General features: G+C 42.0%; 20 protein-coding genes and 4 tRNA genes. 8 read left to right on the top strand and 16 right to left on the bottom strand.

Annotated features, from left to right (window positions below):
• Positions 1-29: 29 nt before the first annotated feature.
• The 6 genes from TERMP_RS01325 to TERMP_RS01300 form a co-directional block, all read right to left on the bottom strand.
• Positions 30-1214 carry an ATPase domain-containing protein gene (locus TERMP_RS01325; protein ID WP_013466538.1) on the bottom strand — a complete coding sequence of 395 codons (1185 nt, stop codon included), beginning with the start codon at positions 1212-1214 and terminating at the stop codon, positions 30-32.
• A complete protein-coding gene (locus TERMP_RS01320) occupies positions 1211-1924 on the bottom strand; it encodes a phosphoribosyltransferase family protein (protein ID WP_013466537.1) in 714 nt (237 codons plus the stop codon). Before TERMP_RS01320 ends, TERMP_RS01325 begins: the two co-directional genes overlap by 4 nt.
• 88 nt (positions 1925-2012) lie before the next feature.
• A complete protein-coding gene (locus TERMP_RS01315) occupies positions 2013-2513 on the bottom strand; it encodes a YkgJ family cysteine cluster protein (RefSeq protein WP_013466536.1) in 501 nt (166 codons plus the stop codon).
• Between the two features lie 11 nt (positions 2514-2524).
• Positions 2525-2764, bottom strand: a complete 240-nt coding sequence (locus tag TERMP_RS01310) for an Lrp/AsnC ligand binding domain-containing protein (protein WP_048159706.1) — start codon at positions 2762-2764, stop codon at positions 2525-2527.
• Positions 2761-4107, bottom strand: a complete 1347-nt coding sequence (locus TERMP_RS01305; RefSeq protein WP_013466534.1) for a signal recognition particle protein Srp54 — start codon at positions 4105-4107, stop codon at positions 2761-2763. Before TERMP_RS01305 ends, TERMP_RS01310 begins: the two co-directional genes overlap by 4 nt.
• A gap of 375 nt (positions 4108-4482) precedes the next feature.
• Positions 4483-5766 carry an MFS transporter gene (locus TERMP_RS01300; RefSeq protein ID WP_013466531.1) on the bottom strand — a complete coding sequence of 428 codons (1284 nt, stop codon included), beginning with the start codon at positions 5764-5766 and terminating at the stop codon, positions 4483-4485.
• Positions 5767-5929: 163 nt separating this feature from the next.
• Between TERMP_RS01300 and TERMP_RS01295 the strand changes: the two genes are divergently transcribed.
• From TERMP_RS01295 to mtnP, 4 genes are all read left to right on the top strand, one after another.
• Complete coding sequence (locus TERMP_RS01295; RefSeq protein WP_048159705.1) at positions 5930-6784, top strand: damage-control phosphatase; 855 nt, start codon at positions 5930-5932, stop codon at positions 6782-6784.
• Positions 6785-6870: 86 nt separating this feature from the next.
• Positions 6871-7080, top strand: coding sequence for a hypothetical protein (locus tag TERMP_RS01290; RefSeq protein WP_013466529.1), 210 nt, complete (start codon positions 6871-6873; stop codon positions 7078-7080).
• A 96-nt stretch (positions 7081-7176) separates the two neighbouring features.
• Positions 7177-8475, top strand: coding sequence for a tetratricopeptide repeat protein (locus TERMP_RS01285; protein WP_013466528.1), 1299 nt, complete (start codon positions 7177-7179; stop codon positions 8473-8475).
• 44 nt (positions 8476-8519) lie between these two features.
• Positions 8520-9323: an S-methyl-5'-thioadenosine phosphorylase gene (gene mtnP, locus TERMP_RS01280; RefSeq protein ID WP_013466527.1), complete on the top strand. Its 804-nt coding sequence runs from the start codon at positions 8520-8522 to the stop codon at positions 9321-9323.
• Between the two features lie 30 nt (positions 9324-9353).
• On the opposite strand, the gene TERMP_RS01275 is transcribed toward mtnP, so the two are convergent.
• A tRNA-Arg gene (locus TERMP_RS01275) sits at positions 9354-9431 on the bottom strand.
• A gap of 90 nt (positions 9432-9521) precedes the next feature.
• Here TERMP_RS01275 and TERMP_RS01270 point away from each other — a divergent pair.
• Positions 9522-9599 (top strand) — tRNA-Gly (locus TERMP_RS01270).
• 123 nt (positions 9600-9722) lie between these two features.
• On the opposite strand, the gene udp is transcribed toward TERMP_RS01270, so the two are convergent.
• Positions 9723-10559 (bottom strand): uridine phosphorylase, encoded by an 837-nt coding sequence (udp, locus tag TERMP_RS01265; RefSeq protein WP_048159881.1) that lies wholly within the window; start codon positions 10557-10559, stop codon positions 9723-9725.
• Between the two features lie 64 nt (positions 10560-10623).
• Here udp and TERMP_RS01260 point away from each other — a divergent pair, with 64 nt between their 5' ends.
• The gene (locus TERMP_RS01260; RefSeq protein ID WP_013466525.1) at positions 10624-11670 is read left to right on the top strand and encodes a pyridoxal-phosphate dependent enzyme; all 1047 of its coding nucleotides are present in this window, start codon (positions 10624-10626) and stop codon (positions 11668-11670) included.
• A gap of 159 nt (positions 11671-11829) precedes the next feature.
• Here the strand turns inward: TERMP_RS01260 and TERMP_RS01255 are convergent.
• Positions 11830-11904: transfer RNA gene (locus TERMP_RS01255), tRNA-Cys, on the bottom strand.
• Positions 11905-11926: 22 nt separating this feature from the next.
• Positions 11927-12013 (bottom strand) — tRNA-Ser (locus TERMP_RS01250).
• A gap of 77 nt (positions 12014-12090) precedes the next feature.
• Here TERMP_RS01250 and TERMP_RS01245 point away from each other — a divergent pair.
• Positions 12091-13323: an Nre family DNA repair protein gene (locus TERMP_RS01245; RefSeq protein WP_013466524.1), complete on the top strand. Its 1233-nt coding sequence runs from the start codon at positions 12091-12093 to the stop codon at positions 13321-13323.
• Between the two features lie 96 nt (positions 13324-13419).
• A complete protein-coding gene (locus TERMP_RS01240; RefSeq protein WP_013466523.1) occupies positions 13420-14541 on the top strand; it encodes an alkaline phosphatase family protein in 1122 nt (373 codons plus the stop codon).
• Positions 14542-14613: 72 nt separating this feature from the next.
• On the opposite strand, the gene rpsG is transcribed toward TERMP_RS01240, so the two are convergent.
• From rpsG to TERMP_RS01210, 6 genes are read right to left on the bottom strand one after another with little or no spacing between them, the layout of a single operon-like run.
• A complete protein-coding gene (gene rpsG, locus TERMP_RS01235; protein WP_013466522.1) occupies positions 14614-15261 on the bottom strand; it encodes a 30S ribosomal protein S7 in 648 nt (215 codons plus the stop codon).
• Between the two features lie 5 nt (positions 15262-15266).
• Positions 15267-15710 carry a 30S ribosomal protein S12 gene (locus TERMP_RS01230; protein ID WP_013466521.1) on the bottom strand — a complete coding sequence of 148 codons (444 nt, stop codon included), beginning with the start codon at positions 15708-15710 and terminating at the stop codon, positions 15267-15269.
• A gap of 10 nt (positions 15711-15720) precedes the next feature.
• Positions 15721-16158: a NusA-like transcription termination signal-binding factor gene (locus TERMP_RS01225; protein ID WP_013466520.1), complete on the bottom strand. Its 438-nt coding sequence runs from the start codon at positions 16156-16158 to the stop codon at positions 15721-15723.
• On the bottom strand, positions 16158-16463 hold the full coding sequence (locus TERMP_RS01220) for a 50S ribosomal protein L30e (RefSeq protein ID WP_013466519.1): 306 nt from the start codon (positions 16461-16463) through the stop codon (positions 16158-16160). The genes TERMP_RS01225 and TERMP_RS01220 overlap by 1 nt, the downstream gene beginning before the upstream one ends.
• A 12-nt stretch (positions 16464-16475) precedes the next feature.
• Positions 16476-17660: a DNA-directed RNA polymerase subunit A'' gene (gene rpoA2, locus TERMP_RS01215; protein ID WP_013466518.1), complete on the bottom strand. Its 1185-nt coding sequence runs from the start codon at positions 17658-17660 to the stop codon at positions 16476-16478.
• A 10-nt stretch (positions 17661-17670) separates the two neighbouring features.
• Positions 17671-20391 (bottom strand): DNA-directed RNA polymerase subunit A', encoded by a 2721-nt coding sequence (locus TERMP_RS01210; protein WP_013466517.1) that lies wholly within the window; start codon positions 20389-20391, stop codon positions 17671-17673.
• Positions 20392-20395 lie beyond the last annotated feature (4 nt).

The following is a 20395-nucleotide window of genomic DNA, read 5'->3' as shown; positions in this document are numbered from 1 at the left end:
CCCCCCATCCCCAGACTCTCCCAACATTTTTACTCCTCTTTTCTTTTTATTACAAATTCGCAGTATGAATCGCCCTTAGCTTCACATTTAACCTCATGACCCTCCCATTCACTGCCCGATATTTCTTCCACTATTTGAGCAAGTGCACCGGCATAATGAAGGTGAACCTGAGATCCAAAGTTTGGCATCCTTGGGAACAGGTTTTTTCCCTTAATTACTATCATGTCATTAGAAAATTGAAGAATTTCCAGCATTCCTCCCCCACTAATCTTGGTTTCATCAAATATTTTCTCTAAAACGTGCCTGAGACTTTTGTGAACCTTTGCATATATTTTTCCTATTTCTTGGAATGATTTTCTCCCCCAAAAGTACAAAAATCTCTTAGCCTCCTCTTCCCCCAGATATTCAAAAAGGCCCTCAATAAGCGTTGCTTCACTGTTCTCTTCCACTAATTGGATCCTCTCATTTCCAGCCCACAACATACCCTCTTCATCCAAAAATAGGGATTCTTTCAGCCTTTCCACAGTTTCATAATATTCTCCATAAGGCTGAATTCCCCTTTCTGTTTTCACATAAGTGAAATATGTCACAGAACTTAGAGGATGAGGTGCCTTAAGAACATGTATTTTACCGTTCTTGACTGAAATAACGTACCCAAAAGGCAAGGTCAGAAGGGAATAGTAGTCAGGAGAAGTTAATTCTTCCATAAATGATGCAACTGTGGATACATGCTCAAGGGAAATTGAGTTTATGAATCTAACGATAATTTTGAAGAATTCTTCCTTGCTTGATAAAACGGCATAAAGGATTGATAAATCATCAATAACGAGGAAATCATACTTTTCCTTTATTAAGATATCTCTTATAATTGCTGTTGTTATTGGTAAGTCTAAGGGATTGGGGAGCATATCCTTTCCTGAAACGGTCATTTTAGAGTATATGTTTGTATAACCATCAAGTATCCTCAATTTTTCACTTTCCATAAACGACGAATAATCTATGCCGTATTCTTTAACCCATTCTATCAAAGAGCGTGGAGTCTGCTTAAACTCTACTAAGAGGACTTTGTAGTCTTGAGATAGAAGAGAAAAAACAAATTGGTGCATTAATATTCTGTGGTCTTCATCAAATAGCCCAGAGAACATTACACTGTGCTCTTCTCTAATGCCCCCCTTTAATATGTCATCGAGCCTTTGTATCCCTGTGCTAATCATAGTCTCACCAAGCTTTCAACTGGAATCTTATATTCATTTTTGAGAACATCGATAACATTGCCAACGCTTATTAGGAAAAACATTCCAACGGGTACAGCACCAGCTTGTTTACACATTTCCAGCAGGGCTTTTTGGGTTTCTCCACTCCTGATTACATCATCAACGATCAAAACTTTTTCACCTCTTTTCAAAGCCCACTGTGGCAGGTATAGTGTCATAACGCTCCCTGAGGCACTGGGGACGTAATTGACCTCATAGAATTTCTCAACCCCAACTTCTTTCTTCTTCTTTGCATATACAACATCAACATTTAGCTCATTTGCTATGTGAACAGCCAATGGTATGCCATCTGTAGCCGCTGTAAGAACCTTTGAAATATCTTTACTAATGTATCTTGATGCAACTTCTTCAGCTATCAGGCTCATTAAGTTGGTGTCGCTTAATATCTTCATGTTATCAAAGAGACCATGTTCATCAAACTGTATTCTTCTTTTCACTTCTTCTTCTATGTTAATGTATGGAGATAGCATCTCCAGAAGCTCCTTAGCCCTGTCAGTGCTTGGAAGGACTTTTCCCCTCACATATCTGTTGAGCACTGTAATTGGCAGCCCAGTTATCTTTGAAAGTTCCTCATATGTATACCTCTTTTTGAGCAGTTTTAGGATTCTTATTACCCTAAGCTTTTCCTTGACTGCTTTTATCTGACTCAATGCCTCCACCTCCTTTGAAAAAATGATTGACAAAAAAATGTATAAATAGGTTTCGGTGAAAATTACAATCTACATGGGTATTATCAGTCTAAGACACTTCGGAAAATCCCAATTTTCTACGGTAGTCTTCAACAATCTCCCAGAAATACTTTTTAACGAGTTCCAAAGTGAAAGGCTCACCTTGAGGATGGTTTATCCCTTTGCAGAACTCATCCTCCTTTATATAAACTTCAAGCGTGTTGCCTTTTCTTATAAGCACAAAAGGGTAGAGCTTACAAGCAAGGGGTCTATGTGGATATACCTTGCATTTTCCATTCTCTTGAAGAAATATGCAGCCTCCATCAAAAGGTCTCTTTTTAAGAGCATATCCCAAAAACCTGTCCCCTCTGTAAAACATTTTTTCATAATCAACAAACTCCCAAGTGCTGTATCCGAGCTCCTCAAGTCTTTCAATATCTTCATCTCTAAGGGGAACTTCAAGTCTAAAACAGCACTCAGCACAGTTTTCAAGACATTTAAATTTAAAAGAAGGATCGGATTCGATTTCAAGCGTATCCAAGTGAATTGTGGCGATCCACTTTTTCTTCACCACTCCACCTCCTAAATTCTATATGAGCTTGCTATCAGTGTTTCCGTCATCTCAATGTCCCCTATTCTTCTGAGTATTTCATCATGGAACTTATCCAGCTCTGCTATGTTACTAACCTCCACCCTAATGACGATGTCGTATTCGCCATACACCCGATAAATCTCCTTCACCATTGGCTTATCTTTGAGCTTGTTGTATACTTTTTCTTCATTGCCCGGCTTTACAATTATCAAAACAAATGCCTCCATCATATGCCAAAACCTCCCATACCCAATCTCTTCATCATCCTATTAAGACTTCTTTTGTTCATGCTCTTAAAGAATTTCTTCATCTGATTATACTGCTCAAGCAGTTCTTTAACATCTTTCACTGTGGTTCCAGAACCTCTGGCAATTCTCTTAATGCGCGAGTAGTTGATAATCTCAGGATGTTCAAGCTCCTCTTCAGTCATTGAATCCATGATCACTTTAAATTTCCTCAACCTCTGCTCACTAACCCTGACAACATCATCAGGAAGGGAGTATCCCAAACCAGGGATCATCTGGAGTATCTGCTTTAAGGGCCCCATTTTGCTCATAGCTTCAAGCTGAGCGTACATATCTTTAAGATTGAACTTTCCACGCATGAACTTTTCCAAATCTTCTTCTTTGAGTTCCTGAGCCTTGCTTAGCTCTTCAAATTTCTCTAAAAGACCTTGAATGTCACCTAAGCCAAGTAACCTTGATACAAATCTCTTTGGGTCAAAAGGCTCTAAATCATCAATTCTCTCTCCAACACCAATGAACTTTATTGGGGCACCTGTTGCCACAACAGCTGATAGTGCCCCTCCTCCCTTTGCTGAACCATCAAGTTTTGTTACAATAATTGAACCTATCGGGGTTGCTTCTTTAAATGCTAAAGCTTGACTATAAGCCTGCTGACCAATCGTTCCGTCTATAACGAGAATAACCTCATGGGGGTTTATCGCATCACTTATCTGTTTCATTTCTTCGATTAGACTTTTCTCTTCTTTATGCCTCCCGGCAGAATCAACTATGATTATGTCAACTCCTTTATGCTTGAAGTACTCCACTCCTTCTTTAGCAAGCCTAACGGCATCTTTCTCATTGGGATCACCAAAAACCTCAATTGAATAGGGCTCAACCAATTGCTTAAGCTGGTGATAAGCCCCGGGACGCCAAGTATCAGAACACACCAGTCCAACTTTATATCCTCTTTTCTGGAAATACCGAGCAAGCTTGGCAACTGTCGTTGTCTTACCAGAACCCTGAATTCCAACCGTAAGCAGAATAGTTGGCTTTTCTTTTATCTCTATGGGTTTCGCTTCCTTTCCGAGGAAGTTTGTGAGCTCCTCATAGACTATCTTTATAATGTGCTCCCTTCTGGATACTCCAGCAGGAGGCTTTTCTTCTAAGGCTCTTTTTTGAATTTTCTTAGTTAAGTCAAGAACAAGTTTAACATTAACATCGCTCATTATTAAAGCTCTCTGAATATCCCTTACGACCTCCTTAATCAGCACTTCATCAACAGAACCTGCACGTGCGAGTTTTTTTAATGCAGCGTTTAATGCCTTACCAAGACTCTCTAAAGCCATTTCTTCCCACCATAAGAAAGAGTGATGACAACTTTATAATCCTTAGGTTTTGCCAAATTGTATTAATGAATACGTTTTCATCAAATAGTCTAATCCAAACCTTTCTTTATGTCCAAACATGTACATTATATCTGGAAATGGAACATTTAGGCTGTTTTACGTGAGTTTTGACCTCAGAAGAACATTCACAGCCATTTCAGAGCGCACAAGACTTTTAAGCCCAAAATATCAAATAATTATTGAGTATGAGGAAAAAAGAAAAAGGAGGTGAGAGATATGGAATGGTTACCACTCCTTCACGGCTACATGATCATTAGAGAGATGGAAAAGAAAAAGAAAAAGCCAGTACCGGAAGAGCTTGGATATTTAGAAGAACTACTCTAAGGCTTTTCCTTTTGTTTCTTTTCCGAGTACTGCAATATCCAAGGCACCTATTATTGAGATTATTGCTATTATGAGCACTGCCATCCCGACTGTTGAGATTTCCATAACTCTTCCAGCAACTATAGGTGCCAATCCGCCGCCTATTCTTGCCATGGCTCCAGCCCAGCCAGTTCCTGTGCCTCTGACACTTGTTGGATATAGCTCAGGAGTATAAGCATAGATTGCTCCCCATGCACCCAAGTTAAAGAAGCTGAATAACACAGCACTCAGAAGTATCATTGGAGCATTTCCAGAACTTGCAAATTTATAGAATAAGAGTCCAGCCAAACCTGATACGAATAGATAACCAGATAATGTTTTCTTTCTTCCAACTTTCTCAATGAAATATGCAGCACTCCAGTAGCCCGGCAACTGCGCAAGTGCAGTAATTATGAAATACTGAAAGCTCTTAAAAACAGTGATGTTAAGCGTTGATGCAAGAAACTTTGGAAGCCATATAAAGAATCCATAGTAAGCGAATGCAATGCTGAACCATGCAACTGTCAACATGAAAGTTGTTTTGGCGTGTTTCCTCCAAAGTTCTGCAATTGTGATTTTTCTGTGCTCCTTCTTGGGCATTTCCAGTTTTACAGAAACTCCAAAGATTCTTCTTATTATCTCCTCAGCTTCTCTAATCTTCCCATTGAGAAGCAGAAAGCGAGGAGATTCTGGTAGTGTAGCCAAGAAAGGCAATGCTAATATGATTGCACCTCCAAATAGAAGTATTCCCCGCCAATCTGCCTTCACTATCAAAGCAACAATTCCAATTATTATCGTACCAATTGCCCAGAAGCTTTCCAAAATTGAAATCATAGCACCCCTGATCTTCTTTGGCATGAATTCGGCGAAGTATGAGCTTGCAACTGGGAGAGAACCACCCAAACCAAGACCAACTATAAATCTTAGAACAATCAGCTGATCCAAGCTTTGAACAAATGAGCTCACCACTGAGGCAATGCCGAATGTGGCCACTGCCAGGCTCAAACTCTTCTTTCTTCCTATATAGTCAGCCAGTATTCCGAAGAACCACGCTCCAAGCAGCATGCCCCATAATGCCGCTGAACCCATTGCTCCAAGCTTCGTTAGGCTCCCTTGAAATGCAGGTTCTTTTTTCAGCAACGGAATTATAAATGCCACAGAGAGAGTGTTAATTGCTATAAACGCCCATATTGTGCCTAAGACTGCCAGCAATCTGTAATGGAACTTTCCAAACCTTGAATTCTCTATGACCTCCACTTTGCCTCACCGAACATTTGTTCGGTTAACTAACTTAAAAATCTTTTCACTACCGCAACTGCAAATTCTCCAAAAGCTATGAGATATAACTTCATGATATGAACATAAAACACAGCGCAAGAATTAAGAAGGAGTAAAAACTTTAAAAAAGCGGGATGAAAAAATGAAGGTACATTACGAGTGTCTTGCATGCCAAGTGCTTCAGTGCCAGAGAATAGCAGAATTCAGCACTGAAGATTTAGAGAAAAGAAGAGGAGCTATGATTTTTTCATCCAAGCTTTTTGCAGATTACTTCAATGAAAACTCAATTCCAGCTGTTGTCGGAAGTGAAATATTCCTTAGGCTCTATGAGTATCTGGGGGTTAACGATCCATTTAAAGGATACAAGGAGATGTCTAACAAACTTGCACGAAAAGTGGCAGATGACTTAAAAAGAAAGCTTAAGATTGACCTAAACACTGCCCTTAAGCTGGCTATAGCAGGCAATGTAATTGACTTTGCCGTTGGATATAATCCCGAAAAAATTGAGGAGGACATTTTAGAAATGATAAAAGAGGGGCTATACATTGATGAAAGTAAAAAGCTGTTTAACACACTAAAGATGTCAAAAATTCTGTTGTATATAACTGACAATTGTGGAGAGATCTATTTTGACAAACTGCTCTTGGAAAAAATCAGAGAAGAGTTCCCCAAGCTGGAAGTTTACATCGCTGGAAAAGAGGATGCCATAATAAACGATGCAACTGTTAATGATCTAAAAGAGGCAGGTATAGACAAATTTGGAAAAATAATTTCTACGGGAACAAGAATAGTCGGTGTTCCCATGAATAAAGTCAGCAGAGATTTCATTGAGATATTTAATAAAGCCGATGTGATAATAGCTAAAGGACAAGGCAACTTCGAAACACTAAGTGAGATTAAAGATGATAGGGTGTTCTTTCTTCTGAAGGCAAAATGCAAACCTGTGGCAAGGGAGTTAAATGTTCCACAAGGTGCAATGATTTGCAAGACCCTCTGAATAGACAATTGTCGATAATATCTTTAACGAATAGCGATTAAAAAGCTTTTTATACTTTAGGGTTGTACATATATATGGTGATATCTATGACAGCTATTATTAAAAAAGATGTCAACAAATTTGTAAAAGAGCTAAAGAAGCATTACAGCGATGTTTGGAAAATCCCATCAAGTAGATACCTTGATAACCCAGATTTCATTGTTGTTGATCCAAGAACAGGAAAAAAAGTCAAGATCAGCTTTGTAGCTTTAGATGACGGTGAGACAGTGAGCATTGTGTATGACGATCTTAGCTGATGTAAGCTTTCGTTTTTTGTCGTATACTTTTCTACCATTCGCTTTAATCTCAAAAATTGTTAAATACTTCATAATCAGACTTTCAATTTGGTAACCATGACCAAGGTAGATGTTGCAGGTGAAGTTCTCAAACTCACATCAATGATAAGGGATCCCTATTTTCGCGCTATTTCCTATGCTCGGATTGGGTACCAGCTGTTCCTGCTCAGGGACAACAGATACAAAAAAGCATTTACCAAGGCTGTTGAAACTGTAAAAATGATTGAAGATCCAATCGTAATGATAAAAACGCTTATAGAAATCGGCAAATATTTAAGGAAAGCTAAGATCGCAGCAGCTGTTAAAGTCTTTCATCAAGCATTTGAGATGACAAAGGCAATTCCAAACCCGGTGCATGACGAACTCATTGAGAGCATAGTTAACACATTAATAGAGCTTAAAATGCACGATGAAGCCCTCATGTACACCTCTGAAATAAAGGATAAAATCAGAAAAAATGAAATGCTCCTCAGACTGCTAATCTCCTACATAAATACTGGAAAAGTTAGAAAAGCATATTCAATTCTCGAAATCATAGATGAGGAACCATGGTACTCAATAGCAGCCGTTGAACTTCTCAAGACACATTTAAAGAGGGAAGAATTTGGGAGTGCTATGAAAATATTGCAGAGTTTAAGAAGTAAATACTGGATAAACGAAGCGATGAAGGAAATTGCCATCCATCTAAAAAACTACGGGGCACCAAGGGCTACTTTTGAAAAATTTGTTGATGCTGCACTGACCATGGCAGATGAACTTAGCTTTGATGCCCTTAGAAACTTGCTTGTAGGCTTTGGCAGTTCGGGAGAGATAGATTCTGTTATCAAAATTATCAAAAAGATGCCTCCCGCAGAGAGAATTAAAACCTTGAAGGAAATTTCAGCCAAGATTATAGAGGATGAAGAATTGCTAAGGATATTGATGATTAAAATCGGCAGGGAAGAGTTTATCCCAGTAGCGAAGTTTCTGCTTACAAAATTATTAGAAAAGCCCGACAAAAAATATATCAAGGTTGTTGAAACTATTGGAGCAAGGACAGGAAACGAAGCCATTCTTGTGAAAGTAGTGACATTCTTAGCAAAAGTCGGAGAGTATAACAAAGCTCTCCATTTTGCCCATAGAGTAACGGACAGCCATTTGCGTTCCTTAGCATTTGGTAGCATAGCTGTGAATCTGCTCAAAGAGGGGGATATCGACAGGGCTATTGACACAGCATTGGAAGTTAAAGACCCCAAATGGGGTTCATGGCTCCTTGGAGAGTTGCTTGTGAAGATATTAGAACTTGCTAAAAGCAAAGAGGTTGAGGATGATTTAGAAAAAAGAGCTAATGAACAGAAAACACTGTGGGAAAAGTAGCTTTTTTAAACCTTCCGTTATACTCTTTTCTTAAGGTGATAAAAATGGTAAGGATAGCAATTATTGGAGGTTCTGGAGTCTATGATCCCAAGCTTTTAGAGAATATAAGAGAGGAGGAAATAAACACCCCCTACGGAAAGATCAAAGTGAAAATAGGGACATATAAAGGCGAAGAAATAGCCTTTTTAGCAAGACACGGAGAAAAACACAGCGTTCCCCCCCATAAGATAAACTACCGTGCAAATATCTGGGGGCTATATGAACTCGGTGTTGAAAGAATTTTAGCAACTTCAGCTGTGGGCTCATTGAATAAAGCTATGAAGCCCGGAGACTTCGTGATTCTTGACCAGCTTATGGACTTTACAAAAAACAGAGTGTACACGTTCTATGATGGAGAAGATTCACCACATGACAGGAAATTTGTTGCCCATATAGACTTTACTGACCCATACTGTCCAGAGATCAGGAATGCCCTTATTAGAGCAGCAAAGGAGCTCGGATTCAGCTACCACCCAAAGGGCACTTATGCTTGTATGGAAGGACCAAGGTTTGAGACAAGAGCTGAAATCAGAGCATTAAGGATTTTAGGGGCAGATGTCGTTGGAATGACCCAATGTCCAGAGGCAATTTTAGCAAGGGAGCTTGAGATGTGTTATTCAAGTGTTGCAATAGTTACAAACTTTGCTGCAGGAATAAGCTCCCAAAAGCTGACTCACACAGAAGTAGTCGAGCTGATGGCCAAGAAGAGCGAGGAGATAAAGTATCTTCTTATGAAGGCGATCGAATACATACCAAAGGAAAGGAGATGCATGTGCAAAGATGCCCTAAAAGGTGCTACGGGAGACTGATTCTCTTTTTTAATTCTGTTTTTAGGAGAATGGCGCCCCGGCGGGGATTTGAACCCCGGACCTCGAGGTCCGCAGCCTCGCGCCCTATCCAGACTAGGCCACCGGGGCGCGCTCATTGGGTTTTAAAAAATGCTCTTTATAAAGTTTGCTGGCGAAAAGCTTATAAAGGCACTCTTATGTTAGTATTTAACGGGCTGTGCGGTGGTAGTCTAGCCTGGCCTAGGACAGCGGCCTGCCACGCCGCGGGCCCGGGTTCAAATCCCGGCCACCGCACCACAAACCTTTCTGAGAAGACCTGATTGGAGTTCAGTTGTTTCATGCAAAGTTACCATAAGAATACAATGTTTTGCTCAAAGTCAAGACTCCACATGTTAAGAAATTAAAAGTCAAAAAGAGAAGCTAAAGCTTCCTCAAGCTTGGGAACCAGTACTTCTTTCCTTTTTTCTCCTTCTCTTCATCCCACTCCGCCAAAATTTTTACGGCTTCACTTGCAACTAATGCCGCCTCTTTCTCTCCAGCTTTCCCGAACTCATTGGTAACTCTATTCGCAAAGACCGCACATACACAGCCAGCTCTAAGACCGTAGATGTTAGCCAATGTAAAGAGTGTCGCGGCTTCCATCTCAAAGTTCGTGACTTTTGCCTGTCTCAGATCATCAATCAGATGCTTTGCAAAGCTTGGGAAATATCCATTTAACCCAGGTCTTGCCTGACCAACATAGAAGCTGTCAGTTGATGCTGTAATTCCCACATGATAGCGAACTCCCAACGTCTCAGCGGCTTCAATCAATGCTAAGGTCACCTCATAATCTGCACTCGCTGGATATTCAATCCTAACGTACTGCTTTGATGTTCCCTCCAGCCTAACGGCAGCTTTTGCAATGATCAAGTCACCAATCTCTATTCCTGGCTGAATTGCTCCAGTTGAACCGACCCTTATGAAGGTGTCAGCCCCTATAGCTGCCAATTCTTCAATTGCTATTGCCGTAGAAGGCCCTCCAATCCCCGTTGAAGTTACACTTATTGGGATTCCCTTGTATTTTCCAGTATGAGTCCGATACTCCCTGTGGAAGGCTATTTCCTTCGCCTCATCCCACAGGGCACTTATTTTAGGCACCCTCTCTGGATCTCCAGGCAATAGAACGTATCTTGCCACATCCCCTGGCTTGCAGGCTATATGGTACTGGTACCCTTCTTCGGTTTGGGGTCTATCTGCTGATACAAACTTCATCTCCATCACCTTATCATAAGCTTTGCAAAAAGCAAATAAAAGTCTTCGCATAAATCTTGGTGGTGAGTACATGCTAAAATGTCAAAAATGTGGAAAAACGTATGAAAAGTTTCGTTTAGTTTGTGAATGTGGTGGACTTCTCGATGTTGTAATGGAGTTTAAAGGGAGCTTTGAAAGGCTTTTAAAGAAGGAATATTTAGATGTAAGACGTTACTTGAACTTCTTACCAATCAACGAAGGAGTTCTTCCAAAGTTAGTCCTCCCAATAACCCCAACAGTGGAGATGGATGTTGAAAACGTGAAAGTTCTTTTCAAGCTTGAATATTTGATGCCTTCCGGCTCATTCAAGGATAGAGGAACTTACGTAACAATTTCAAAGCTGAAAGAGGAAGAAATCAAGGAGATAAGCATCGATTCATCAGGAAATGCGGCCATAAGCTTTGCACTTTTTGGAAAAGCTGAAGGGATTAAAGTTCATGTATTTATTCCAGAGCACACAAGCAAAGGGAAGAAAAGGATTTTAAAACTTTTAGGGGCTGAAATTCATGAAATCAAAGGCTCAAGAATGGAAGTACATTGGAAAGCCCGTGAGTTTAAAGATGCATTTTATATTTCACACTGGTATAATCCCTATTTCTTAGAGGGTACGAAAATCGCTGCATATGAGATTTTTGAGCAAATTGGAGAAGTTGATTATGCCTTAGTCCCAACAGGAAGTGGGACACTATTTTTAGGACTGTATAAAGGATTCAAAGAGATCAAGAATTTCGAAAAAGCTAAAATGCCGAAGCTAATTGCAGTTCAAGCTGAAGGTTATGAAAGCTTATGCAAGCGGAGCAAAAGGAAAAGTAAGCTTGCAGAGGGGATAGCAATCCCAGAACCTCCAAGAAAGGAGCAAATGCTCAAAGCTCTAAAAGAAACCGAAGGATTCTGCATGTCAGTTAGTGATAGCGAAATAGACAGAGCCTTTAATGACCTCATTTCAATGGGTTTCTTGATTGAGCCAACTTCTGCAGTAGTCTTTGCTGCATTTAAGAAACTTCTTGAGAGAGGTGAATTTGAAAAAGGTTCAAAAGTACTGTTGCCTTTAACTGGATCTGGATTAAAAGTTATTTGAGATGCAGCATTTTAAGTAAGCAGTCTCTTTTCTTCTTGCGTTCATAGGACGCTTTTTAGTGAAGACCTGAAAATACGCCAATCTAAAGAAACTCCACTTTAAGAAAAACACAAAGACAAAACAAACTTTGATCGAACTTTTTTATTAGAAAAAGTTTTATGGAGCCGGGAGGGGGATTCGAACCCCCGTAAAGGGGATCTGCAGTCCCCCGCCTCACCTCTAGGCTATCCCGGCATTTGACCCAGAGAAGCAAGGCTGGCGCCGCGGCGGGGATTTGAACCCCGGAGGGACCACGCCCACCGGCTTAGCAGGCCGGCGCCCTACCAGGCTAGGCTACCGCGGCACGGTTATTACTCATAAGCAGTGGGTATTTAAGCTTTTTGGAGGGGGCAATTATAAATACCAGTGCATAAACTAATAATGATGCAGCTCTTTAACTCAAGGCTATGTGCATTATGCAAAGGTCGTAAATTACTCTGTGGGCGACCCACATGCCCAATTCTTGAGAGATTTAGGGTAGTTAAAAGTGTCGAGAGAATTGTAAACAGAAGGGAAATTTTTGGCTCTTCACCGCCAAGTATATTCGTTGGGGAGTTTGGATATCCAAGGGTTAGAATTGGCCCCCTTGTGCCGCCAATTGAAGGAAACACATCTTATCTTGACAACCCCCTTAAATGGGAAAACAAAACAATAAATGACATTCTCAAATACCGCTCGCTTTTGGTTATGGGAGAAACGAAGGCTGATGTAAAAGTGAGCAAAAGCCAGCGAATTCTGAGCGAAATTCAAGAGTTGGCAATGTCAATAAGACCAGTAGATAGCGAAATTCTTCTCAAGAGAAAGCCAATTTTAAAAGTTCTGCCAAATGAGTTTGCCCCACCAGTTGGACCAAAGGCTGAACTCTTAGACTTTGAACTTACAGAAAATCCAAGAATCCCAAGGAAGATCGACTATGTTGTAAGCGATGAATTAAAGGCTGAAGAAGCCATTATAAAGCTTTACACTTGGGAATTTGACGAATATTACATTATACGATTGCTTTCAGCTGGTTTGTTGGGGATTAGCAGAAAGCTTGTGCCAACGAGATGGAGCATCACAGCAGTTCAAGACACCATTGGAAAGCATTTGAGAAAAGAGATTCTAAAATATGACACAATAAACGAGTTCGAGCTTTACTTTTACGAATTCCTTGGGAACAGATACGCTGTGCTTTTGATGCCGGAGAGCTATGCATTTGAGCTCTTAGAGGTGTGGCTCAAGGGCTCGCTGTTTGGAAGCGAAGAGCCCCAAGTGATTCATGACTATGAAGATTGGAGGGGCATCAGAGGGTATGCTGAAGAAACAACCGGCGCCTACTATGCGGCTCGCTTAAGTGTTCTTGAATTCCTAAGGAATAGAAAAAGGCAAGCAAGGATTTTAGTATTCAGAGAAGTGACCCCGAAATATTATGCTCCTGTTGGAGTATGGCAGATTAGATTGGGAGTTAAAAAGGCACTGAAAAACCCAGTTGGGAAATTCGACACACTGCAGGAGGCTTTAAACGAAGTTAAAAAGCTCTTAGAGCACCCTCTTGAGAAATATCTCGAGAAGAGCTGGCTCTTAAAGATGCGGAAGAAACAGATGACACTCGATGAATTTTTGAAAAACTTTTAATTTTATGGTATCTAAGAAATCCCGTAGATGATGAAGTTCGCTAGGTCTGAGTGGTGATGACTGCACGTCAGGCTGACAGCTAATTGAGGTGCTTTTATGAGAGAAAAGCTTGCTTTAATAAGTCTCGATGGGAATGGAGTTTACAATCTTAAGCACATGCCCTTCCTCCGCAGTTTGATTGAAGAGGGATCCTTTGAGGTAGTTGACTCCATCTTTCCCACTCTCACTGACTTAGTCCACACCTCTGTAATGACTGGCGTTTATCCAAAAGACCACGGTGTTGTTGAGAATGGCTACTATGACCGCCTATCTGACAGGAAGATAAACTTCTACGATTATGAGGTTGCATTTAATCCCCATAAGGTGATAAAGGCAAGAACAATTGTTGATATTCTCAGGGAAAAAGGAATAAGGAGTGCCTCTGTCAGCGGCTATACAATGCCACCTTTCAGCGGAACCAACGTGAGGATTTTTCCACCATTCTTCAGTGATGACAAGCTTTACAGACAGCATGGAAGGGATTGGAGGAAAGACGTATGGGTTGCACAGTCAGCATTATACCTTTATGAGGAATGCAAGCCAGATCTATTGCTGGTTCACTTCTGCTCAATTGATGGAATGCAGCACGATTACGGTATTAAGAGCGAAGAGGCTCTAAAAGCTGTAAAAACCGTTGACGAGATGCTCAAGCTGATTTGGAAGCGTTTAAAAGATGAATACGCTTTCATTATCTTTGCAGACCACGGGCAGGAGAACGTTCACACCTGGGTGAACCTCAAGACTTATTTGAAGAAGCATGGTATTGAAACACTCCGTGTTTCTTCAGGTGGGGGAGTGCATATCTATCTGAAAGATCCGAATCAAGCTGAAGAAGCCTATCAAGTTTTACTAAAAGCCCCAGGAGTTAAGCACGTCTTTTTCAGAGATGATTTGCCTCACCTAAATACACCGAACAGTGGAGAGCTGATGGTTTCAGCTAAAGAGGGATACTGGTTCTGCAGCCATGCGAAGTGTAAAGGCATTAAGGGGACAAGCTACTGGGTTAAGGGCATGCACGGCTCAATGAATGAACAAGTTGTGAAAGTTCCATTAATTTTATGGGGATTTGAGAATGTCAATATTGAGAATGCATGTCTTATGGACATAGCTCCAACGGTTTTAACTTTCTTCGGAATTGAGAAGCCCAAAGAGATGGTTGGAAAAAGCCTCTTAACGTAATATCCTCAAACACTGCATCTCGTGAATTTAAGATCAGGTGATATAGAAAAGTGAGGGAAATAAAAACAGCCCTCACCTTGAGGACTGTGCAATCCTCTCGATTTCTTCCTTCTTGCTGTAAGCGTAGCTCTTTGTGTCCTTGTTTGCTGCTGCAATGATTTCCTCTGCAAGTGCTTCAGCGTAGCTCATCTTGTTTCTGTAACACTTTGCAGATGCGCCTAATGCAATGTTTCTCAAAGCAACATCAAGCCTTCTCAATGGTGAGATATCAACGGCAACGTGATATCTGATACCACCAAACATAACAGTTGTTGTGTCCTCTCTTGGAGCGGCATTTTCGATAGCCCTGATGAGAACTTGGATTGGGTTCTGCTTTGTTCTCTTCTCAATGATCTCAAATGCCTCCTTGACGACCTCATAAGCCTTCATCTTTTTGCTCATCAACGAGCGGTGTTCTCTTCTCATGAAGTGCCCCGCTACTTTATAACTTGATGCACCGCTTCTCATGACCTTGTTGATGAGTCTCTCCACAATGTGAACGTTAGCTTTACCAAAGGGCTTCTTTGCGTGTCTTCCATGAGTGTGGGGCAACAAGCGAGGCTCAAGGTTGATGTATGGCTTGAGTGATGGGTCGTTTACAACGACATCCTCAGTGCTCCACTTTCCAAAGACCTTCAAGTCCTTTGGGATGAAAAATCTCTCTTGTAATGGCTTTGCCATGAGCATCACCTTCTTGGCTTCTCCTTTCTACCCTTAACCAATTCTTTGAGTGAAACTCTGTTGACCTTAACGACCTTGTATCTAATTCCTGGGATGTCACCCATTGAACCACCCTTTGGACCACCGATACCCTCGATGATTACCTCATCGTGCTCGTCAATGTGGTTAATAGCTCCATCACCAGGACAGAAGGCTGTAACGACCTTACCGTTCTTGATGAGCTGAACTCTAACTGCCTTTCTCATTCCAGAGTTGGGCTGCTTTGCCTCTACGGCAATCTTCTCAAGGACAATTCCTCTTGCTTGTGGAGCACCCTCAAGGGGATCGCTCTTCTCCTTGAGTCTAAGCACTCTTCTCTTGAATGTGATATCGCTCCATCTGAACTTCTTTCTCTTGAGCTTGAGCTTTCTTCCAGCAAATTCTCCATATGGTGCTTTCTTTCCAGGCATGATCATCACCTCAAATTATGACCACATCTTCAATTCCATGGTGTCTCTCCATTAATTCCTTAACGAGATTTATATTATGACCGCCTCTACCGATCGCCCTCGGCTTATCCCTCTGATTAACATCAAGGAGGGCGACCTTTTTACCATTCTTCTTTTCAGTTATGTGGACTTTTTTAACTCTTACGCCCATTGTTTTATAAATGTTCCTGAGAAACTCTTCTGGATTCTCTGAGTGCTCGATGAGATCAATCTCCTTTCCAAGCATGCTCTGTATTCTCCTAACGTTCATTCCCCTCTTCCCTAAAGCCAATCCCATCTCGCCCTTCTTTATAACATAGATCAGGCGGTTTCTGTCTTGATCTATAATGCAGTCAAGCACTGTAGCTCCTGTGAAGCTCTCAAAGAGGGCAATATACTTGATCTGGTCGGTATTTAACTTCAGGGGCATCACTGCTTACCCCCAGCTAAGGCTAAAATGTTGCTTTCTCCCGGATCTACTATAGCTAAGGATGCCACTACAAATGGCTTACCGAGGACAGTTCCCAGATCAACGCTTGTTCCTTCGTATTCATAGACTGGTATATTGCTGAGCTTGGCATAGTAGTAAATATCGTCCTTAACTTCCTTCGGCGCATTCTTTGCAACGATGATAAGCTTTGCACCACCGATCTTGGCTAATTTTACAGTTTTGTTTGAACCGATGACTACCTTTCCTGTTTCGAGAGCCTTTCTAAGCTCGAAAGCTACATCCATTAATCACACCTCCTACTCTTCTTCTATTGGTTTTAATGGTAACCTCATAGCGAGCCTAACTATGCCTGTTCCAACTGGAACAGGCTGTCCGATGAGGACATTTTCAACGACACCGTTTAAGGGGTCAACTTCTCCCCTTTCAGCGGCTTCAAACAGATGTTGAACGGTTATCTCGAAAGCTGCCCTTGCTAATACGCTCGCCGGGTCCCCAACAACACCATGCCTTCCGATGGGTCTAACGATCCCATCAAGGGTCATTATATCAGCGACGAGCATGATATGTCTCACATCTACTTCAAGACCTTGCTCCTGCATAGTATTTACAATCTCCTCAATGATTGCATTTCTCGCTGCTTCAATTCCCAGAACTTCTGCGATTTCGTGGATGTTGTTTGTTCTTGTTCTTGTTGGATCGACACCTGGAACCTTCAGTACTTGCTTGAAGTTTGAGCCCTCTGTGTAGATAACGTACTCATCGCCCTCTTTGCGGATTATAGTTTTTCCAACGCCTGAGAGACCTTTTAAGCGATGGCTTTTAACCTTTTCGGCAATCCTTCTTAAGTCGGAAAGCTTCTCCGCCTTCTTGGGCCTCACTATAAGCGTATATCCATCAACTTCAAATTCAGCTGTCTTGAACGAGCTTTCAAGCTTCTTTTTAATCTTCTCCATTGTTAAACCGCTTCTCTCCAAGCGCTCTGGATCAATCTCAACAACAAACTCCATGTTAAGAATGTCCATTGTCATGCTCTGGGCCAAATTAATTAAAGTAGTCCCCTCAATCTTTCTCGCAACTTCTAATGCCTTTTCCCTATCATAGCGATGCTCCTCATCAAGATAAACCGTCATGATTGGTGTTGAGGGATTTTTCCTTGCATCAACAATCTCAATGATTCTTGGCAGACCAAGGGTAACGTTGATCTCAGCGACACCAGCATAGTGGAAAGTGTTAAGCGTCATCTGTGTTGAAGGCTCACCAATAGACTGAGCAGCCACAGTACCAATTGCCTCACCGGGTTCAACCACAGCGTTTTCATATTCTTTAACAACTTCCTCTATAATCGCCTCAACTTCCTTCTTCTTGAGCTTGTACTTTTCGTTGTACTTGACAAGCTTCTCATAAAGCTCTTCCTTGGTTTTCTCGGGAAGATGAGGAGCATTCTTCTCAATTAAAGATTTAATAGTGGAAGGAGCAACCATCCAAATCACCTCACTTGCTGTTTGCCCTCAATTTAATCAGAGACCTCACAATAATTCTGTCGATATCAACAGTTTTCCCTTGCCAGCTCTTCATTGGGTCAACACCATCCTCACCATAGCGGAACTGGACGATTATTCCAGTTGGGTCTCTAACCGTTCCGTCGTAGTCGACTTTAAGGTCCTGCAGAGCATTGATCAATCTACGCTGCATGTAACCGCTCTGGGCTGTTCTGACTGCTGTATCAACCAGCCCTTCTCTACCACCCATTGCATGGAAGAAATATTCCTGTGGTGTCAGTCCGCTCTTGTATGAATTGATAACAAATCCCCTCGCTCTCGCACCTAAGTCGCCAGGCTTAAAGTGACTTAGCACTCTTCCTCTATAACCCCTGTACAAACGCTTACCTCTGATTGACTGTTGACCGAGTAAAGCTGCCATCTGCGTGATGTTGAGTATCTTACCTCTTGCACCGGTTTTTGCCATGATAACTGCGAAGTTGTTCATACCAAGGTACTGTTCGGCGACTTTACCGGCGTTGTCTCTCGCCTCAGCCAAGACTGCCATGATTTTGCTCTCCAGTGTTTCCTCAAGAGTCTTACCGGGCAGTGGCTCAAGCTCTCCAGCTTTGTAAGCCTCAATGAGTCTCTTTACTCTCTCCTCAGCTTCCCTGATAATCTCCTTAATCCTGTCCATTGCTTCCTCAGGCAAGTCCTCATCATCAATTGCCGTTGTGAAGCCCTTGTGCGTTATCACCCAGATTGCGAGCTTTGTAACCTGATCAAGGAACTGTCTCGCCCTCTCAACGCCGTACTCTCTAACTATTATGTCAAGGATCTTGCCATCCTCTCTACCGTAAGCCTTTTTGTCAATTGCACCGCTTAACAATTTACCGTTTTGAATGTAAACGAATCCATCATATGCCAGTTTCCTAACTTCTTCTGGATCCGGAAGGAGCTTTTCTTCAATGAGCTTTTCAAGCGGCTCGCACTTGCTTGGGTCGTCACAGAGCTTATTTCTGTACCATATTGTTAGGTCATCTGGAAGGAGGAGGGAGAATATTGTCTTTCCGCTCCAGTATTCAATACCATCCTCAACTTTATCCGGCTCTGGAAGCTTGTCAATGTCAACACCAGCAAACATGAGCATCTGCTCAACTTCGCTCCTTGTGAAGTATGCTCCCTCCCTTGTAAGCAGATATCCACCCGAGATGTGATCCTGAATTCCACCGATGATTGGTCCTCCATATCTTGGTGAAATTATGTGGTTCTGCACTTCCATTAAAATCCTTGCTTCAGCTTGTGCTTCCTCTGTCTGTGGAACGTGGAGGTTCATTTCGTCTCCATCAAAATCAGCGTTGTAAGGCGGACATACTGCCAAGTTGAGGCGGAAGGTTTTGTAAGGCATTACCCTAACGCGGTGAGCCATGATACTCATTCTGTGCAGAGAAGGCTGTCTGTTAAAGAGGACAATATCCCCATCCATTAAGTGCCTCTCCACCGTCCAACCTATGTCGAGCATCTCTGCAATTGTTTCTCTGTTGCTCTCCATGAGTCTAATCCTTCTTCCCTGCGGATCAATTACATAGTTCGCTCCCGGATACTTTTCTGGACCATTCAAAACCATTTTTCTGAGCTTCTCAATGTTGAAGTCTGTAACCTTTTCAGGAACTGTCAGCTCCATAGCAATTGCCAAGGGAACACCAACTTCATTGATGCTGAGCATTGGATCTGGAGAAATAACGGTTCTTGCTGAAAAGTTGACACGCTTACCGCTGAGGTTTCCTCTGAATCTTCCTTCCTTGCCTTTCAATCTCTGCGCTAAGGTTTTTAATGGACGTCCGCTCTTGTGCTTCGCAGCAGGAACGCCCGAGGTTTCGTTGTTGATGTAGGTGGTAACGTGGTACTGGAGGAGATCCCAGAGGTCCTCAATAATCAGCTGAGGTGCACCAGCTTCAATGTTAGTCTTAAGTCTGTTGTTGATTCTAATGATATCAACCAGCTTGTGAGTCAAATCATCCTCAGCTCTTATACCGCTCTCTAAGGTGATGGATGGTCTTACAGTGACAGGAGGAACGGGCAGAACCGTGAGAACCATCCATTCCGGACGAGATTTTTCAGGATGAAGACCAAGAAGAGGCAAATCCCTGTCGGGAATCTTCTCAAGTCTATCTCTGACTTCAGTGGGCATCATTCTGTGCTTGTACTCGTTACCCTGCTCATCCCTTCTGAGTTCCCAATAAATCGTTGGCCTCTCAAACTTCAGTGGGAACTGTGGAGCACCACAGTGGGGACAGACCATTCTTTCCTTTGCCTTCTTGTGAATCTCTTTGATGAGCTTGTCTTTTGTTTTCTTCCTATCACCGATCAGCTCAAACTTCTTCATGTACTCCTCAATTTCTTCGTCGGTGAGCTTTATCCTGCCACATTCCCTACAAGTGCTTTCCAGGATGCGGTAGATTGTCTTGGCAAATCCAACGTGAATTACTGGACGAGCGAGCTCAATGTGTCCAAAGTGGCCAGGGCAATCACCGTATCTTGCACCACAGGTTTCACATCTCAGACCCGGATCAATAACGCCCAAGCGCTTGTCCATCAGTCCTCCTTCTATTGGATAGCCATCGTCATCGTAAGTGTCTGGAACTGTAATTTCGGCAGCGCTCATCTTTCTAATCTCTTGAGGGGAAAGGATACCAAACTCAATTGAACCGATAACCTTTTTAATTGACTGCATCGCT

It is taken from the genome of Thermococcus barophilus MP (assembly GCF_000151105.2).
Classification (GTDB): Archaea; Methanobacteriota_B; Thermococci; order Thermococcales; family Thermococcaceae; genus Thermococcus_B; species Thermococcus_B barophilus.
This window is presented reverse-complemented; position numbering and strand designations above follow the sequence as displayed.

Coding starts and splice junctions, on each gene's coding strand:
- TERMP_RS01325 (WP_013466538.1), bottom strand. CDS start 1,214: ATGATTAGCACAGGGATACAAAGGCTCGATGACATATTAAAGGGGGGC.
- TERMP_RS01310 (WP_048159706.1), bottom strand. CDS start 2,764: ATGATGGAGGCATTTGTTTTGATAATTGTAAAGCCGGGCAATGAAGAA.
- TERMP_RS01305 (WP_013466534.1), bottom strand. CDS start 4,107: ATGGCTTTAGAGAGTCTTGGTAAGGCATTAAACGCTGCATTAAAAAAA.
- TERMP_RS01295 (WP_048159705.1), top strand. CDS start 5,930: ATGAAGGTACATTACGAGTGTCTTGCATGCCAAGTGCTTCAGTGCCAG.
- TERMP_RS01290 (WP_013466529.1), top strand. CDS start 6,871: ATGACAGCTATTATTAAAAAAGATGTCAACAAATTTGTAAAAGAGCTA.
- TERMP_RS01285 (WP_013466528.1), top strand. CDS start 7,177: ATGACCAAGGTAGATGTTGCAGGTGAAGTTCTCAAACTCACATCAATG.
- mtnP (WP_013466527.1), top strand. CDS start 8,520: ATGGTAAGGATAGCAATTATTGGAGGTTCTGGAGTCTATGATCCCAAG.
- udp (WP_048159881.1), bottom strand. CDS start 10,559: ATGGAGATGAAGTTTGTATCAGCAGATAGACCCCAAACCGAAGAAGGG.
- TERMP_RS01260 (WP_013466525.1), top strand. CDS start 10,624: ATGCTAAAATGTCAAAAATGTGGAAAAACGTATGAAAAGTTTCGTTTA.
- TERMP_RS01245 (WP_013466524.1), top strand. CDS start 12,091: ATGATGCAGCTCTTTAACTCAAGGCTATGTGCATTATGCAAAGGTCGT.
- TERMP_RS01240 (WP_013466523.1), top strand. CDS start 13,420: ATGAGAGAAAAGCTTGCTTTAATAAGTCTCGATGGGAATGGAGTTTAC.
- rpsG (WP_013466522.1), bottom strand. CDS start 15,261: ATGGCAAAGCCATTACAAGAGAGATTTTTCATCCCAAAGGACTTGAAG.
- TERMP_RS01230 (WP_013466521.1), bottom strand. CDS start 15,710: ATGCCTGGAAAGAAAGCACCATATGGAGAATTTGCTGGAAGAAAGCTC.
- TERMP_RS01225 (WP_013466520.1), bottom strand. CDS start 16,158: ATGCCCCTGAAGTTAAATACCGACCAGATCAAGTATATTGCCCTCTTT.
- TERMP_RS01220 (WP_013466519.1), bottom strand. CDS start 16,463: ATGGATGTAGCTTTCGAGCTTAGAAAGGCTCTCGAAACAGGAAAGGTA.
- rpoA2 (WP_013466518.1), bottom strand. CDS start 17,660: ATGGTTGCTCCTTCCACTATTAAATCTTTAATTGAGAAGAATGCTCCT.
- TERMP_RS01210 (WP_013466517.1), bottom strand. CDS start 20,391: ATGCAGTCAATTAAAAAGGTTATCGGTTCAATTGAGTTTGGTATCCTT.